The 16,708-nt window shown below is 73.8% G+C and carries 15 protein-coding genes; 9 read left to right on the top strand and 6 right to left on the bottom strand.

The features are described 5' to 3' along the window. The 3 genes from lysS (at position 1) to ACI79Q_RS02145 (ending at position 4,915) form a co-directional block, all read left to right on the top strand. A complete protein-coding gene (lysS, locus tag ACI79Q_RS02155; RefSeq protein WP_456588127.1) occupies positions 1–1,521 on the top strand; it encodes a lysine--tRNA ligase in 1,521 nt (506 codons plus the stop codon). Between the two features lie 148 nt (positions 1,522–1,669). Further along, positions 1,670–2,020 (top strand): histone-like nucleoid-structuring protein Lsr2, encoded by a 351-nt coding sequence (locus tag ACI79Q_RS02150; protein WP_456588126.1) that lies wholly within the window; start codon positions 1,670–1,672, stop codon positions 2,018–2,020. A 363-nt stretch (positions 2,021–2,383) separates the two neighbouring features. Then, positions 2,384–4,915 carry an ATP-dependent Clp protease ATP-binding subunit gene (locus ACI79Q_RS02145; RefSeq protein ID WP_456588125.1) on the top strand — a complete coding sequence of 844 codons (2,532 nt, stop codon included), beginning with the start codon at positions 2,384–2,386 and terminating at the stop codon, positions 4,913–4,915. A 185-nt stretch (positions 4,916–5,100) separates the two neighbouring features. Here ACI79Q_RS02145 and ACI79Q_RS02140 read toward each other — a convergent pair whose 3' ends face one another. Beyond that, entirely contained in the window at positions 5,101–5,991 is an 891-nt protein-coding gene (locus ACI79Q_RS02140) for an A/G-specific adenine glycosylase (RefSeq protein WP_456614063.1), read from the bottom strand. A 77-nt stretch (positions 5,992–6,068) separates the two neighbouring features. On the opposite strand from ACI79Q_RS02140, the gene ACI79Q_RS02135 reads away from it, so the two are divergent. Further along, complete coding sequence (locus ACI79Q_RS02135; RefSeq protein ID WP_456614062.1) at positions 6,069–6,737, top strand: MucR family transcriptional regulator; 669 nt, start codon at positions 6,069–6,071, stop codon at positions 6,735–6,737. Positions 6,738–6,783: 46 nt separating this feature from the next. Here ACI79Q_RS02135 and disA read toward each other — a convergent pair whose 3' ends face one another. The 4 genes from disA to ACI79Q_RS02115 form a co-directional block, all read right to left on the bottom strand. After that, positions 6,784–7,869, bottom strand: a complete 1,086-nt coding sequence (gene disA, locus ACI79Q_RS02130; protein ID WP_456588122.1) for a DNA integrity scanning diadenylate cyclase DisA — start codon at positions 7,867–7,869, stop codon at positions 6,784–6,786. 116 nt (positions 7,870–7,985) lie between these two features. Then, entirely contained in the window at positions 7,986–9,353 is a 1,368-nt protein-coding gene (gene radA, locus ACI79Q_RS02125) for a DNA repair protein RadA (protein ID WP_456588121.1), read from the bottom strand. A 58-nt stretch (positions 9,354–9,411) separates the two neighbouring features. Beyond that, positions 9,412–10,083, bottom strand: coding sequence for a hypothetical protein (locus tag ACI79Q_RS02120; RefSeq protein WP_456588120.1), 672 nt, complete (start codon positions 10,081–10,083; stop codon positions 9,412–9,414). Between the two features lie 135 nt (positions 10,084–10,218). Continuing rightward, positions 10,219–11,076, bottom strand: coding sequence for a UbiA family prenyltransferase (locus tag ACI79Q_RS02115; RefSeq protein ID WP_456614061.1), 858 nt, complete (start codon positions 11,074–11,076; stop codon positions 10,219–10,221). A 121-nt stretch (positions 11,077–11,197) separates the two neighbouring features. On the opposite strand from ACI79Q_RS02115, the gene ACI79Q_RS02110 reads away from it, so the two are divergent. The 5 genes from ACI79Q_RS02110 to rlmB are packed head-to-tail and all read left to right on the top strand — an operon-like array spanning position 11,198 to position 15,287. Further along, positions 11,198–11,680: a CarD family transcriptional regulator gene (locus ACI79Q_RS02110; protein WP_091929357.1), complete on the top strand. Its 483-nt coding sequence runs from the start codon at positions 11,198–11,200 to the stop codon at positions 11,678–11,680. 29 nt (positions 11,681–11,709) lie between these two features. Further along, positions 11,710–12,393, top strand: coding sequence for a 2-C-methyl-D-erythritol 4-phosphate cytidylyltransferase (gene ispD, locus ACI79Q_RS02105; protein ID WP_456599072.1), 684 nt, complete (start codon positions 11,710–11,712; stop codon positions 12,391–12,393). Next, positions 12,390–12,911: a 2-C-methyl-D-erythritol 2,4-cyclodiphosphate synthase gene (gene ispF / locus ACI79Q_RS02100; RefSeq protein WP_456588117.1), complete on the top strand. Its 522-nt coding sequence runs from the start codon at positions 12,390–12,392 to the stop codon at positions 12,909–12,911. The genes ispD and ispF overlap by 4 nt, the downstream gene beginning before the upstream one ends. Positions 12,912–12,921: 10 nt before the next feature. Continuing rightward, positions 12,922–14,325: a cysteine--tRNA ligase gene (gene cysS / locus ACI79Q_RS02095; protein ID WP_456614060.1), complete on the top strand. Its 1,404-nt coding sequence runs from the start codon at positions 12,922–12,924 to the stop codon at positions 14,323–14,325. Then, complete coding sequence (gene rlmB / locus ACI79Q_RS02090) at positions 14,307–15,287, top strand: 23S rRNA (guanosine(2251)-2'-O)-methyltransferase RlmB (RefSeq protein ID WP_456588115.1); 981 nt, start codon at positions 14,307–14,309, stop codon at positions 15,285–15,287. Before cysS ends, rlmB begins: the two co-directional genes overlap by 19 nt. 110 nt (positions 15,288–15,397) lie before the next feature. Here rlmB and ACI79Q_RS02085 read toward each other — a convergent pair whose 3' ends face one another. Then, entirely contained in the window at positions 15,398–16,678 is a 1,281-nt protein-coding gene (locus tag ACI79Q_RS02085; protein ID WP_456588114.1) for a DUF445 domain-containing protein, read from the bottom strand. Positions 16,679–16,708 lie beyond the last annotated feature (30 nt).

Genomic DNA, 16,708 nt, shown 5'->3' with positions numbered 1-16,708 from the left:
GTGACGGACGTGGGACCGAACGGTACGGGCGCCGACGACAGCGGCGAGGAGCTGCCGGAGCAGATGCGGGTCCGCCGGGCCAAGCTCGACCGGCTGCGCGAGTCGGGGGTCGACCCCTACCCGGTGACGGTGCCCCGCACGACGACGCTCACCGCGGTCCGCGCCGCGCACCCCGAGCTGGAGCCGGACACGATGACCGGCGAGCGGGTCGGGGTCACCGGCCGGGTGATCTTCTTCCGCAACACCGGCAAGCTCTGCTTCGCCACGCTGCGCGAGGGCGACGCCGAGCTGCAGGTGATGCTCTCCCGCGACCGCGTCGGCGAGGAGGCGCTCGCCGCGTGGAAGTCCGACGTCGACCTCGGTGACCACGTCTTCGTGGCGGGCGAGGTCGGGACGTCGCGCCGCGGCGAGCTGTCGGTCTTCGCCGACTCCTGGCAGCTGACCGCCAAGGCGTTGCGCCCGCTGCCGGTGGCGCACAAGCCGATGAGCGAGGAGCTGCGGGTCCGCCGTCGCTACGTCGACCTGATCGTGCGCGACGAGGCCCGCCGCACCGTCCGCCAGCGCGCCACCGTCATGTCCACCCTGCGCGCGGGGCTCGGCCGGCGGGATTTCATCGAGGTCGAGACGCCGATGCTGCAGACCGTGCACGGCGGTGCGGCGGCCCGGCCGTTCCGCACCCACATGAACGCATTCGACCTGGACCTCTACCTGCGTATCGCACCGGAGCTGTTCCTCAAGCGGTGCATCGTCGGCGGCCTGGACCGCGTGTTCGAGATCAACCGGAACTTCCGCAACGAGGGTGCGGACAGCTCGCACTCCCCGGAGTTCGCGATGCTGGAGTTCTACGCGGCCTACCTCGACTACAACGACATCGCGGTCATCACCCGGGAACTGATCCAGGAGAGCTGTGCGGCGCTGTTCGGCGACCACGTGGCTCGGCACCACGACGGCACCGAGCTGGACCTCTCCGGCGTGTGGCGGCAGGTGCGGCTGTTCGACCTGGTCAGCGAGGCGGTGGGGGAGACGGTGACGCCGCAGACGCCGATCGAGCAGCTGCGCGCCCTGGCCGAGCGGCACGGGGTCGGCGTCGACCCGGCCTGGATCCACGGCAAGCTGGTCGAGGAGATCTTCGAGGCGCTGGTGCAGCCGTCGCTGCAGGAGCCGACGTTCGTCATGGACTACCCGGTGGACACCTCGCCCCTGACCCGGGCGCACCGCTCGGAGCCGGGTGTCGCGGAGAAGTGGGACCTCTACATCGGCGGGATCGAGCGGGGCACCGGGTACTCCGAGCTCGTCGACCCCGTCGTCCAGCGGGAGCGGTTCACCCAGCAGGCGCTGCTGGCCGCGGCCGGCGATCCCGAGGCGATGGTGCTCGACGAGGACTTCCTCGAGGCGCTGGAATACGGCATGCCGCCCACGGGGGGCGTGGGAATGGGCATGGACCGCTTGATGATGACGCTCACCGGTCTCGGGATCCGGGAGACGATCCTGTTCCCGTTGGTCCGGCCAATCAGTTCCTGATCGGGCCGTATCTCGATTCCCCCTCGAATAGAGGAGTGGAATCGTGCGCCCATTTCCGATTATCCGGAGATCGTGCTGTAATGGACCTAGCACCCGCCGGGTGCTATTTCCGTCCGACCTCCGGGTCGCTGCGATTAGCGAGGAACGAATGGCGCGCAAGGTCCAGGTCATCCTGAGCGACGACCTCGACGAGAATCTTCCGGCCGACGAGACCGTCAGTTTTGCGCTCGACGGCACCTCGTACGAGATCGACCTGGCGGAGAAGAACGCCCAGGAGATGCGCGACGCGTTCGCCCGGTACATCTCGGCGGCGCGCAAGGTCGGCCGCGGCACCCGCGCCTCGGGCGGTGGCCGGTCCCGCGCCACCGGTGGCGGTGGCCGGATGGACCGCGAGCAGGCAGGCGCCATCCGCGACTGGGCGCGCAAGAACGGTCACGCGGTGAGCGACCGCGGCCGCATCCCGGCCAGCGTCGTCGAGGCCTACGAAGCCGCCCACTGACGCAGGACAGCAGCACTCCGACCTGGTCGGACTTCGACCCGCGTGGCGGGGGCGCGCAGCGTCCCCACCCGCGGGTCGATTCGTTCCGGCTCCGTGCAGCGCTCCCGGCACCTGGCCGCGGTGGAGGCCGACAGGCCGACGGTGTGCACCGTCCGCTCACGGCGTAACGGGGGCGGAACACCACCTGCCAGGGGGTGGTTGGAACGGACAGCCACCCACCGGAACCGTCGGACGACGACGGGACGGCGTGGTCCGCGACTACAGTGGAAAGACCGGTGCCCCCGCGCGCCGACGGACGTCGGGTGCTCCTTCCCAGCACGGGGAGGGCAGCGCCGGACCAGCCGGTCAGAGGAGAAGCAGCAGATGTTCGAACGGTTCACCGACCGAGCCCGCCGTGTCGTCGTCCTGGCCCAGGAAGAGGCCCGGATGCTCAACCACAACTACATCGGCACCGAGCACATCCTCCTGGGTTTGATCCACGAGGGTGAGGGCGTCGCTGCCAAGGCCCTGGAGTCCCTCGGCATCTCGCTCGAGGGTGTCCGCCAGCAGGTCGAGGAGATCATCGGGCAGGGCCAGCAGGCGCCGTCCGGGCACATCCCCTTCACCCCGCGGGCGAAGAAGGTCCTGGAGCTGTCGCTGCGCGAGGCGCTGCAGCTCGGCCACAACTACATCGGCACCGAGCACATCCTGCTCGGCCTGATCCGCGAGGGCGAGGGCGTCGCCGCCCAGGTCCTCGTGAAGCTCGGCGCCGACCTCAACCGCGTCCGCCAGCAGGTCATCCAGCTGCTGAGCGGCTACCAGGGCAAGGAGCCGGCCGCGGCCGGCGGCCCCGCCGAGGGCACGCCGTCGACCTCGCTGGTCCTCGACCAGTTCGGCCGCAACCTGACCCAGGCCGCGCGCGACTCCAAGCTCGACCCGGTCATCGGGCGGGCCAAGGAGATCGAGCGGGTCATGCAGGTGCTCTCGCGGCGCACCAAGAACAACCCGGTCCTCATCGGCGAGCCCGGCGTCGGCAAGACCGCCGTCGTGGAGGGCCTGGCCCAGGCGATCGTCAAGGGCGAGGTGCCCGAGACGCTGAAGGACAAGCAGCTCTACACCCTCGACCTGGGTGCGCTCGTCGCCGGTTCCCGCTACCGCGGTGACTTCGAGGAGCGGCTCAAGAAGGTGCTCAAGGAGATCCGCACCCGCGGCGACATCATCCTGTTCATCGACGAGATCCACACCCTCGTCGGGGCGGGTGCCGCCGAGGGCGCGATCGACGCCGCCAGCATCCTCAAGCCGATGCTGGCCCGCGGCGAGCTGCAGACCATCGGCGCCACCACGCTCGACGAGTACCGCAAGCACCTGGAGAAGGACGCCGCGCTCGAGCGCCGCTTCCAGCCGATCCAGGTGGGCGAGCCGACGCTGGCCCACACGATCGAGATCCTCAAGGGGCTGCGCGACCGGTACGAGGCGCACCACCGGATCAGCATCACCGACGGCGCGCTCGTGGCCGCCGCGACGCTGGCCGACCGGTACATCTCCGACCGCTTCCTGCCCGACAAGGCGATCGACCTGATCGACGAGGCGGGCGCGCGGATGCGGATCAAGCGGATGACCGCGCCGCCGGACCTGCGCGAGTTCGACGACAAGATCGCGGCCGTCCGCCGCGAGAAGGAGTCGGCGATCGACGCGCAGGACTTCGAGAAGGCCGCGTCGCTGCGCGACACCGAGAAGCAGCTGCTGGGCGAGAAGGCCGAGCGCGAGAAGCAGTGGAAGGCCGGCGACATGGACGTCGTCGCCGAGGTCGACGACGAGCAGATCGCCGAGGTGCTGGCCAACTGGACCGGCATCCCCGTCTTCAAGCTCACCGAGGAGGAGACCACCCGTCTGCTCCGCATGGAGGACGAGCTCCACAAGCGGATCATCGGCCAGGAAGAGGCCATCAAGAGCGTCAGCCAGGCGATCCGGCGCACGCGGGCGGGCCTCAAGGACCCGCGCCGTCCCGGTGGCTCCTTCATCTTCGCCGGCCCCTCGGGTGTCGGTAAGACGGAGCTGGCGAAGGCGCTGGCGCAGTTCCTGTTCGGTGAGGACGACGCGCTCATCCAGATCGACATGGGTGAGTTCCACGACCGCTTCACCGTGTCCCGCCTCGTCGGTGCCCCTCCGGGGTACGTCGGTTACGACGAGGGTGGCCAGCTGACCGAGAAGGTGCGGCGCAAGCCGTTCTCGGTGGTCCTCTTCGACGAGATCGAGAAGGCGCACGCGGACGTGTTCAACACGCTGCTGCAGGTTCTCGAGGACGGTCGGCTCACCGACGGTCAGGGCCGGATCGTGGACTTCAAGAACACGATCCTGATCCTCACCACCAACCTCGGTACGCGGGACATCTCCAAGGCCGTGGGCCTCGGCTTCCAGGCCGGCAACGACGACCAGTCGAACTACGAGCGGATGAAGCTCAAGGTCAACGAGGAGCTCAAGCAGCACTTCCGGCCGGAGTTCCTCAACCGCATCGACGACATCGTCGTGTTCCACCAGCTGACCGAGCAGGAGATCGTCCAGATCGTCGACCTGATGGTCAGCCGGGTGGAGAGCCAGCTGGCGAACAAGGACATGGCGCTGGAGATCACGCCGCCGGCGAAGAAGCTGTTGGCCGCCCGGGGCTTCGACCCCGTGCTGGGCGCCCGGCCGCTGCGCCGGACCATCCAGCGCGAGATCGAGGACGCGCTGAGCGAGAAGATCCTCTACGGCGAGCTGTCCGGCGGGCAGATCATCGTGGTGGACGTCGAGGGCGAGGGCACCGACGCGAAGTTCACCTTCCGCGGCGAGGCCAAGCCGGTCGACCTGCCCGACACCCCGCCGGTGGCCCTCTCGGGCGCCGAGGGTGACGAGAACGGCTCCGCCTCGGCGGAGTAAGGCCGGCAGGACCACGACAGGGGCCGCTCCCACCGCGAGGTGGGGGCGGCCCCTGTCGTCGTGACATGGCGATCCTCCGGATCGCACCGCGGCCAGGTGCCGTACCCCGGCTGCGTCGAGCCCTTTCGTCGACCCGCGTGGGGAACCTCCGGCCCCGCCCCGCAGGCCGACCCTCGCAGGGCGCCTCACGTCGGAAGGGCGAATCTCCCGTCGGCGGTCTGCTCGACCAGCCCGTCGGTGAGCAGCGAGTACAGGCAGCGGGACCGCTGGACCGCGTCGGCCCAGGCCGGTTCCAGCGCCGCGGTGTCCACGGGCTCGTGGGCGGCCCGCAGGACGTCCAGCAGCCGGCCACGCACCTGGCGGTCGGTGCCGGTGAACTTCTGCACCCGCCGGGGCGGGCCCTCGTGGGCCGGGGAGCCGGCCAGCCGCCAGGCGCAGCGGTCACGCACCGGGCACGCGCCGCACCGCGGGGTGCCGGCGACGCACACCAGCGCGCCCAGCTCCATCACCGCGACCGAGAAGCGGACGGCGCGGCCGTCGTCCTCCGGCGCCAGCGCGGCGATGTCGACGAGGTCGGCGGCCCGGGCGTTGCCCGCCTCCGCGCGACCGTGCACCAGCCGCGCCACCACGCGGCGGACGTTGGTGTCGACGACGGGCTGGCGCCGGCCGTACCCGAAGCAGGCGACGGCCCGGGCGGTGTACGTGCCGACGCCCGGTAGCGCCTCCAGGGCGGGGACCTCGGCGGGGACGACGCCGCCGTGCCGCTCGGTGATCGCGATCGCGGCCTCCCGCAGCCGCAGGGCTCGTCTGGGGTAGCCGAGCTTCCCCCAGGCCCGGATCACCTCGCCGGGCGGCGTTGCGGCGAGCCCTGCCGGGGTGGGCCACCGGGTCATCCAGTCGCGCCAGACGGGCTCCACGCGCGCCACGGGGGTCTGCTGCAGCATCACCTCGCTGACCAGGACGGCCCAGGGTTCGACGTCTGGCGTCCGCCAGGGGAGGTCGCGGGCGGCGGTGGCGTACCAGTCGACGATCACCTCGCCGACAGGTGCGGCCGCGGGGGAGGTCGGACCGGTCACGGGCGTCCAGTCTGCCGTGCGCACGGCGCGGCGTGCCGAGCGGACCAGTCCGCACCGGGCGCACTAGCGTTCCCCGCGTGTTGCACCCGGTCGGTCCGCTGCCCGCTGCCGTCTACTGGCGGCGTCGGCTGACCGTGCTGGTCCTCCTGCTGGCCGTTCTCGGCGGCCTGGCGTGGCTCGCGGTGAGCCTCCTGACCAGCAGCGGGGGGAGCGGTCCCGCGGCCGCGTCGGCCGGCGGCGCCGCGCCGTCCGAGCCGCCCGCCTTGGAGCGGGTGGTGCCCTCGGCCTCCGGGGTCCGGACGCCGGGGACGACGCCGCCACCCAGCGAGCCACCGGTACCGGCGGGCCCGACCCCGGGTGGGCCCTGCACCGACGACATGCTGGACCTCGAGGTGCGCACCCCCGGGACGGCGCCCGTGGGCAGCAAGCCGACCTTCGAGCTGGTGGTGGTCAACTCCTCGCCGGTGCCGTGCGTGCGCAGGCTGGACAAGCAGCTGCAGGAGCTCGTGATGGTCGACGCCGACGGCGCGCGGGTCTGGGGCAGCAACGACTGCTTCCCGGAGAGCAGCGACGACGAGCGCACGCTGGCGCCGGGGGAGTTGGTCGTCTTCCCCGTGGTGTGGGGCGGGCTGACCAGCGAGCCGACCTGCACCGCTCCCCGGGTGACCCCGCCGGCGGGTGACTACGTGCTGCGTGGCCGGCTGGACACCAAGGTGTCCGGGGATGCCCCGATCACCCTCCAGTGAGGCCCCCGTCCGGGACGAGGCTCGGGACGAGGCTCGTCCCGGAGCCTCAGCTGTAGCGGTCGAGGATCGAGGTCTCGGCCAGCCGGGACAAGCCCTCCCGGATACCCCGGGCGCGGGCCTCCCCGACGCCCTCCACGGCCAGCAGGTCCTCGATCGTGGCGGCGAGCAGCTTCTGCAGTCCGCCGAAGTGCTCGACCAGCCGGTCGATGATGCCGGCGGGCAGCCGGGGCACCCGGGCGAGCAGCCGGTAACCCCGCGGGCTCACGGGGGAGTCGAGCGCGTCCGGCGACGTCGGCAGCCCGTAGCACCGGGCGACCGCCGAGAGGTCGAGCAGCTCCGTGGCGGTCAGCGCCCGCAGGTCGGTGAGCACCTGGTCGATCGTGCGGTGGCGCCGCCCTGCCGCGGGGAGGTAGTCGCGCACGAGCAGCCCCCGGTCCTCCTCGACCCCGGCCAGCATCTCGTCCAGCTGCAGGGCCAGCAGCCGCCCGTCGGTGCCCAGTTCGACGACGAAGCCCTCGATCTCGTCGGCGATGCGGCGGACCATCTCCAGCCGCTGGCTGACGCTCATCGCGTCCCGCACGGTCACGAGGTCCTCGATCTCGAGTGCGGACAGCGTGCTCGCCACCTCGTCCAGGCGGAGCTTGTAGCGCTCCAGCGCGGCGAGCGCCTGGTTCGCTCGGGCGAGGATCGTCGTGGGGTGCTCGAGGGTGTACCGGCGGCCGGCGACGTACACGCTGATGATGTGCATCGACTGGCTCACCGAGATCACCGGGTAGCCGGTCTGGACGGCGACCCGCTCGGCGGTGCGGTGCCGGGTGCCCGACTCCTCGGTCGGAACGGTGGGGTCGGGCATGAGGTGCACGCCCGCCCGGACGATGCGGCTGCCGTCGTAGGAGACGATCACCGCGCCGTCCATCTTCGCCAGCTCCCGCAGCCGGGTGGCCGAGAGGGCGACGTCGAGGGCGAAGCCGCCGGTGCAGATCGACTCCACCACCCGGTCGTAGCCGAGCACGATGAGCGCGCCGGTGCGGCCGGCCAGGATGCGCTCGAGGCCGTCGCGCAGCGCCGTGCCGGGGGCGATGCGGCCGAGGAGCTCGCGCAGGGCGACCTCGGGGTCCACGTCGGCGGGCACGAGCGCTCCTGACGGTCGAGTGGTTCGGTGGCCGAGTCTACGTGGCCCCGTCGGGGGCCGGGCAGGCTCGGGGGTGCCGGCGTCCGCCCGCGACCCCCATACGAAACCCTACGGGCTCAGAACATGCGGTGGAAGGCGGCCCCCAGGTCGGGGACCTCGATCAGCCGCATGCCGGCCGGGGCCTGCCCGGCATCGGGGGGCACCAGCGCGACGCGGTAGCCCTGGCGGGCGGCCTCGGCCAGCCGGCGGCCGGTGCCCCCCACCCGGCGGATCTCCCCGGAGAGGCCGACCTCGCCGAGTGCCACCAGGCCGGCCGGCAGTGGGGCGTCCTTGGCGGCCGACGCGATCGCCAGCGCCAGGGCCAGGTCCGCCGCCGGCTCGGCGATCCGCACCCCACCGACGGAGGCGGCGAACACGTCGGCCTCGGCGAGCTTGACGCGCCCACGCCGTTCCACCACCGCGTTCACCATGGCGACCCGCTGCGAGTCCAGCCCGCTGACGGCCCGCCGGGGGGAGCCGCCGCCGCTCGTGCTCGCCACGAGGGCCTGCACCTCGGCCAGCAGGGGTCGGCTGCCCTCGAGGGTGACGGTGACGCAGCTGCCCGGTACCGGGTCGGTGCGACGCGACACGAACAGCGCCGAGGGATCGGGGACGCCGACGACCCCGCTGTCGCCGATCTCGAAGCAGCCGATCTCGTCGGCCGGGCCGAACCGGTTCTTCGTCGCCCGTACCATCCGCAGCGTCGAGTGCCGCTCGCCGTCGAAGGAGACGACGACGTCGACCAGGTGCTCGAGGGTGCGCGGGCCGGCGATGGCGCCGTCCTTGGTGACGTGGCCGACGAGGATCGTGGTCATGCCCCGGGTCTTCGCCACGCCCGTCAGGGCCGAGGCGACGGCGCGCACCTGCGTCGAGCCGCCGTCGGTGCCCTCCACGGCGGGGGAGCGGACGGTCTGCACGCTGTCGAGGATCAGCAGCGAGGGGTTGACGGCCTCGACGTGGGCCAGCACCGCCGAGAGCTCGGTCTCGGCGGCCAGGTACAGCCGGTCGTGCAGGGCGCCGATCCGCTCCGCGCGCAGCCGGACCTGGCCGGCCGACTCCTCCCCGGAGACGACGAGGGCCGGCCCGCCCGCGGCGGCCACCCGGTGGGCCACCTCGAGCAGGAGCGTGGACTTGCCGACCCCGGGTTCCCCGGCGACGAGGAGCACCGCGCCCGGCACCAGCCCGCCGCCCAGGACGCGGTCGAACTCCGCGATGCCGGTCGGGACGGCGCGGGCGCCCGCGAGCTCGACCTGGGCGATCGGGCGGGCGGGGGCGCTCACCGGGCCGGCCGAGACGGCCCGCAGCCCGGTGGCGGGGGCGCCGACCTCCTGCAGGCTGCCCCACGCCTGGCACTCGGGGCAGCGCCCGACCCACTTGGCCGAGGCGTAGCCGCACTCGGTGCAGCGGTGGGCAGGGCGGGCGGTCTTCACTCCGGCGGGCGGCACGCGGCGACGCTAACCCCGACCTACGACAAGACGGCGGAAGAGCGGTGGGGCGGGAGGGTCACTCGGCGTCGCCGACGTCGGACTCCCGCTCGCGGGCGATCTCCTCGGCGCCGTGGCCGCCCTCTTCCTCCGAGTGGTGGAAGTCGAACGACTCGCCGCGCTCCAGGACCTCGTCCGGGGTGGCCACCGGGACCGTCAGGGGGATCTCGCCGGCGTTCTCGAAGGTGAAGGTCAGCTCGACCAGCCCCCCGGTCGTGAGCTCCTCGTCGAGGTCGGTGAGCGTGATCGCGGGGCCCTCGTCCTCCCCGAGGAAGACGGTCGTCCCCGCGGGGATCTCCAGCTCGCCGTCGTCACCGGTGGGCGCGTCCGTGGAGCCGGTGACGCCGCCACCGGTGTTCGGCGGGACGGTGCTGGTCGCCGCTGCCTCGCCCGCGCTGATCGTCGCCTCGCCGAAGCCCTCGCCGGTGACCCCCGTCAGGGTCTCGTCCTCGACACCGGTGTTCACGATCGCCAGCCGCAGGGTGGCGTCGTCCCCGGCCTCGTAGCGGCCGCCCTCGGGGTGCGTGACCGCGACCTGCCGCAGGACGATGTCGCCGACCTGGGCCATCGCGCCCACCTTGTCGCGCTCCTGCGTGGCGGTCTGCGTGACCTGGCCGGCGCTGCACGCCGAGAGGGCGAGCGGGGAGAAGAGCAGAACGCCCATCGTGGCGGCGCGCAGAGCGCGGTTCACAGCTGTCGACCTCCAGCAGGACCGTACCGGCCACCGGGGATCGGTGGCGCGGGAACCTCCGGAGCCTATCGGGCGCCTGCGCGCCCCGCCCGCAGGGAGCGGCGGGCGTCGCGGGTTCCCCTCGGCCCGGGGGCGTCAGCCGAGGGCGGCACCGCTGCCCACCAGGAGCGCGACGTCCAGCACCGTCAGCAGCATCACGGCGGGGAAGGCGAGCCCCCGGAAGCGCGCCGTCCCCGAGAGCGCGGCCACGGTGGCGGCCGGCACGGCCAGGGCGAGGGCGGCCCACCCCGTCGGCCCGGGCGCGCCCGGGGGGCCGAGCACCAGCACCAGCGTCGCCCCGGCCAGGAGCAGCGCGCCGCAGGCGGCGGAGACCCGCGGTCCCAGCCGGTGCGGGAGCCCGCGGACCCCGGTGGCCAGGTCGTCCTCGAGGTCGGGAGCGACGTTCGCGAGGTGGGCGGCGCCGCCCAGTGCGGCGCCGGCGGCGATCAGCCACCAGGGGGGTGCGGGGCTCCCCGGGGCGGCGGTGACCACTCCGGCCGGCAGGGCCCCGAACCCGACGACGTAGCCGGCGCCGGACCACGCGGTGCGCTTGAGCCCGGCGTTGTAGGCCCACCCGCTGGCGACCAGGAGCAGCAGCAGCGCGCCGGGGAGGAGCCCCAGCAGGAGCGAGAGGACGACGGCCGCGGCGGCGGCGGACAGGGCGGCACGGCGCAGGACGGCGGGGCCGACGGTGCCCTGCACGACCGGCTTGTCGGCCCGCGCGACGGCGCGGTCGCGGTCGGCGTCGAGCCAGTCGTTGCTCCAGCCGATGGACGCCTGACCTGCGAGGACGGCAGCGCAGAGCAGCGCGGTCCGGGCCGGCGGCACGTCGGCCGCCACGGCCAGCAGGGTGGCCGTGGTGGTGACCGCGAGGGCCGGGCCCGGGTGCGTCGCGCGGAACAGCGCGCGGGCCGTCGCACCCCGAGGGGCGGCCGCCGCAGGCACATCAACCACGCTCTGTCAACCCCTCCGCGGCTCTGGCCCAGGCCGCTGACCTGCAGATTTACTGCCCGGTGCCGATCCGTTGGTCAGTCTGCCGTGCTAACCTGGGGGAAGCGAAAGGGGTCACATCCACATGGGCTTCACTGTCGGCGAGACCGTCGTCTACCCGCACCACGGTGCCGCGCTCATCGAGGCGATCGAGAAGCGCACGATCAAGGGTGAAGAGAAGGCCTACCTCGTGCTGAAGGTCGCCCAGGGCGACCTCACCGTGCGCGTGCCGGCCGACAACGCAGAGATCGTCGGCGTCCGTGACGTCGTCGGTCAGGAGGGGCTCAACCGGGTGTTCGAGGTGCTCCGCGCCCCGCACACCGAGGAGCCGACGAACTGGTCGCGCCGCTACAAGGCCAACCTCGAGAAGCTGGCCTCCGGCGACGTCAACAAGGTGGCCGAGGTGGTCCGCGACCTGTGGCGTCGCGACAAGGACCGCGGCCTCTCCGCCGGCGAGAAGCGCATGCTCTCGAAGGCCCGCCAGATCCTGGTCAGCGAGCTCGCGCTCGCCGAGGGCACCAACGAGGACAAGGCCGAGGTCCTGCTCGACGAGGTCCTCGCCAGCTGAGCGCTCCGCGTTCCCCCCGAACCGCTCCCGTGCACGCTGTCGCGATCGTCGCAGCGGCCGGGAGCGGTTCGCGTCTGGGGGCCGACCGGCCGAAGGCGCTCGTCCCGCTCGCGGGGCGCCCGCTGGTCTGCTGGGCCGTCGACGGCCTGCGCGCGGGCGGGGTCGCCGAGATCGTGGTCACCGTCCCCGCCGCCGAGCGCGCCGCCTTCGCGGCGGTCCTGCCGCCGGAGGTCCGGCTCGTCGACGGCGGTGCCACCCGGACCGCATCGGTCCGCGCCGGCCTGGCCGCCGCCGGTCCACGGGCCGACGTCGTCCTCGTGCACGACGCCGCCCGCCCGCTGACCCCGCCCGCGGCGGTCGCGCGGGTGCTGGACGCCGTGGCCGCCGGTGCCCGTGCCGTCGTCCCGGTGCTGCCCGTCGTCGACACCACCGTGCTGGTGGACGACGACGGCGCGATCACCGATGCGGTGCCCCGCGCCCCGCTCCGCCGGGTGCAGACACCGCAGGGCTTCCACCGGGCCACCCTGGTCGCCGCCTACGCCGCGCTGGACGACGCCGCCGAGCTCACCGACGACGCCGCCGTCGTCCGTGCCGCAGGTGTTCCGGTGCACACCGTCCCCGGTGACGAGCGGTCGGCGAAGATCACCGTGCCGCACGACCTGGCGCTGGCGGAGCTGGGTGTGGGCCTGACGGCGAGCCAGGTGCCCCGGTGAGCGACCTGCCGCGGGTCGGCATCGGCACCGACGTCCACCCGATCGAGCCCGGCCGGGCCTGCTGGCTCGCCGGCCTCGAGTGGCCCGGCGCCGACGGCTGCGCGGGGCACTCCGACGGCGACGTCGTCGCCCACGCGCTCACCGACGCCGTCCTCTCCGCCGCCGGGCTCGGTGACATCGGCGGGCTGCTGGGCACCGACGACCCCCGCTGGGCCGGCGCACGCGGCGCCGACGTGCTCACCCACGTGCGAGAGGTGCTCGCCACCGCGGGTTGGCGGGTGGGCAACGCCGCGGTGCAGCTGGTGTCGACGGCGCCCAAGGTGGGTCCGCGCCGGGGGGAGGCCGAGGCGGTGCTCTCCGCCGCGCTCGGCGCCCCGGTCAGCGTCACGGCGACCACCACCGACGGCCTCGGGCTCACCGGTCGCGGTGAGGGCCGGGCCGCGGTGGCGACCGCCCTGGTGGTCCGGACGGGGGAGGACGTCACCGACGCCGCACGGGCCGGTCACGTCGCTCCGTAGACTCCACGCAGTGAGCCTCCGCCTGTACGACACGGCCGCCCGCGCGGTCCGCGACTTCACGCCCCTGCGTGCCGGGCAGGCGTCCGTCTACGTCTGCGGTCTCACCGTGCAGGGCCCGCCGCACGTCGGGCACGTCCGGGCGGCGGTCTCCTTCGACGTCCTCCGCCGCTGGCTGACCGCGCGCGGCCTGGAGGTCACCTACGTCCGCAACGTCACCGACATCGACGACAAGATCCTCACCAAGGCCGCCGAGCGCGACGTCCCGTGGTGGGCCTGGGCGTACGAGTTCGAGCGGGCCAGCACGCGCGCCTACGACGTGCTCGGCGTCCTGCCGCCGACCTACGAACCGCGCGCGACCGGGCACATCCCGGAGATGGTCGAGCTCATGCAGCGGCTGATCGACCGCGGGCACGCCTACGCCGTCGACGGCGACGTCTACTTCGACGTCCGGTCCTTCCCCGAGTACGGGGCGCTCACCGGTCAGCGGCTCGACGCCCTCGAGCCCGCCGCGGACACCGACACCGACGAGCGCAAGCGCGACCCGCGGGACTTCGCGCTGTGGAAGGCTGCCAAGCCCGGCGAGCCGGCGACCGCCTCCTGGCCCACGCCGTGGGGCCGCGGCCGCCCCGGCTGGCACCTCGAGTGCTCGGCGATGGCCGAGCGCTACCTCGGCGCGGAGTTCGACATCCACGGCGGCGGGCTGGACCTGCGGTTCCCGCACCACGAGAACGAGCAGGCGCAGTCGCGGGCCGCCGGCGAGGGGTTCGCCCGGTACTGGCTGCACAACGGCTGGGTCACCCTCGGCGGCGAGAAGATGAGCAAGTCGCTGGGCAACACAGCGCTGGTCGACGAGGTCGTGCGGCGGGTGCGCCCGGTCGAGCTGCGCTACTACCTGGTGGCACCGCACTACCGTTCGACGGTCGAGTTCACCGACGCCGCACTCGAGGAGGCCGGCGCGGCCTACCGGCGGATCGAGTCGTTCGTGAAGCGCGCTGCCGAGCGGGTGGGCGCCGACGCCGGCGCGCCGGTGCTCTGCGCCGACTTCAGCGCCGCGCTGGACGACGACCTCGGCACGCCCGCGGCGATCGCCGCGATCCACGACACGGTCCGCGAGGGCAACACGGCCCTGGCCGACGGGAACGACACCGCGGTCGCGGGCACGCTCGGCTCGGTGCGCGCGATGCTCGGCGTGCTCGGCCTGGACCCGCTCGACCCCCAGTGGGCGGCCACCGGTGCCGACGACCGGCTCGCCCGCGCGACGGACGGCCTCGTGGCCCTGGCGCTCGAGCAGCGCCAGGCGGCGCGGGCGCGCAAGGACTTCGCGGCGGCGGACGCGATCCGCGACCAGCTCGCCGCCCTCGGCGTCACCGTCGAGGACACCCCCCAGGGACCCCGATGGGAGCTGACCCACTGATGGCCGGCAACAGCCAGCGTCGCGGCCGCACGACGGGTGCGGGCAAGAAGACGGCGACCGCGGGGACCGGTGGCAAGAACCGGCGCTCCCTCGCCGGTCGTGGTGCCACCCCGCCCGCCGAGCAGCGGTACGGGCACCCCGCCCAGCGCAAGGCCCAGGCGCAGGAGCGCCAGCGCGCCGACCGGGCGCGCGCCCGTCAGCGGGCCGAGGAGTCACCCGAGCTGCTGCTCGGGCGGAACCCCGTCGTCGAGGCGCTGCGCGCGCAGATCCCGGCGATGGCGCTGTACGTCGTCACCGGTGACACCACCCGCCCAGGCGCCGACGAGCGCATCACCGAGGCGCTGCACCTGGCCAGCGACCGGGGGCTGCCGCTGCTGGAGGTGACCAAGCCCGAGTTCGACCGCATGTCGCAGGGCGCCCTGCACCAGGGCATCGGCCTGCAGGTGCCGCCGTACGACTACGCGCACCCCGACGACCTCCTGGACCTGGCGCGGAACTCCGGCCGGGCCCCGCTGATCGTGGCGATGGACGGCGTGACCGATCCGCGCAACCTCGGGGCGGTGGTCCGCTCGGCGGCCGCGTTCGACGCCCACGGCGTCGTCGTGCCGCAGCGCCGCGCGGTCGGGATGACCGCGTCGGCCTGGCGCACCAGCGCCGGGGCGGCGGCCCGGTTGCGGGTCGCCCGCGCGGTGAACCTGCCGCGCGCGCTCGCCGCGTACCAGGACGCCGGCCTGCAGACCGTCGGGCTGGCCGGTGACGGCGACGTCGACCTCCACGAGTACGACGGTTTCGCCGACCCGGTCGCCCTGGTCGTCGGCGCCGAGGGCACCGGGCTCTCGCGGCTGGTGCGGGAGAAGTGCGACGTCGTCGTCCGCATCCCCATCGCCCGGGACACCGAGTCGCTCAACGTGAGCGTCGCCGCCGGCATCGCGCTCTACCAGGTGGGGGCCGCGCGCCGCTGACGGCCGGCTCGCCGCTCCTCCGTCGTCCTGGCTCACCTCCGGTGGTCCTGGCTCACTGTCGACGCTGAGCCAGGACCCCTGTTGATCAGGTCACCTGATCATCAGTGCGGTCAGCCGAGCAGCTGGGCGACCGTGTAGATCACCAGGCCGGCGAGGCCGCCGACGACGGTGCCGTTGACCCGGATCCACTGCAGGTCCCGGCCCACCTGCAGCTCGATCCGCCGGCTGGTCTCGTCGGTGTCCCAGCGGGCCACGGTGCTGCTGACCAGGTCGGCGAGGTCGCCGGAGAACCGCTCGGCGACGTAGCCGGCCACCCGGCCGCTGTGCCGCTGGACCAGCTCCCGCACGGTCGGGTCGGTCTGCAGCAGCCGCGCGCCGTCGCGGATCAGCGCGGTCACCCGGGCGCGCAGCGGTGACGCCGGGTCGGCCGCGGCGGCCAGCACCGCGTCCTTCGCCGTCGTCCACAGCGACCCGGACCACTCGCGCACCGCGGGGTGGGCCAGCACCTCGTGCTTGAACTCCTCCACCCGGGCGGCGGTGGCCGGGTCGGTGCGCAGCGCGTCCACGTAGGCGCGCAGCCGGGCGTCGTAGGAGCGGCGCAGCTCGTGCCGCGGATCGGCGGCCACCTCGGCGATGAACTGGTGCATCCCGGCGAACGCCCGGTCGAAGACCCGGTCGTCCACCCAGTCCGGCACCCACGCGGGGGAGGCATCCCCCAGCTGGGCCCGGAAGACCAGCCGGTTCTCGTCGAGGAAGCGGGCCATGAGCCGCAGCGCCGCAGAGAGGACCTCCTGGTGGCGGTCGCCGTCGACCACCAGCTCGAGCACCCGGGCCAGCGCCGGGGCGGCGGGCGTCTCGTGCAGCTTGCGGTCCACCAGCGCGGCGACGGCGGGCTGCACGTCGTCGTCCTTGAGCAGGTGGGTGAGGCCGGTGAGCGCGGTCGCGGCGTCGCCCCCCAGGCGCTCGGCCCGGCCGGGGGCGGCCAGGAACGCGCCCAGCCGGCCGGGGACGTCGATGGTGGCCAGCTTCTCCGCCACGACGGCGCGGGTCAGGAAGTTCTCCTGCACGAAGGCGCCCAGGCTCTCGCCGATCTGGTCCTTCTTGCGCGGGATGATCGCGGTGTGCGGGATCGGCAGCCGCAGCGGGTGCCGGAACAGCGCGGTGACGGCGAACCAGTCGGCCAGCGCGCCGACCATCGAGGCCTCCGCCGTCGCCCGCACGTAGCCCACCCACGCGCCGGCGTCCTCGCCGAGGAGCACGCAGGCGAGGAAGACGGCGGCGGCGAGCAGGAACAGCCCGGTCGCCAGCCGCTTCATCCGGGTCAGGTCGCGGGCGCGGGCCGGGTCGTCGAGCGACCCGGCCAGCGGGACGGTCAGCGGGGGAGCGGCCACCCGGCCCAGCCTAGGGATCGGGTCCGGGTG

It is taken from the genome of Blastococcus sp. SYSU DS0828, assembly GCF_054050975.1.
The sequence above is the reverse complement of the archived record's forward strand: the minus strand, read 5'-3'. Positions and strand labels throughout refer to the sequence as shown.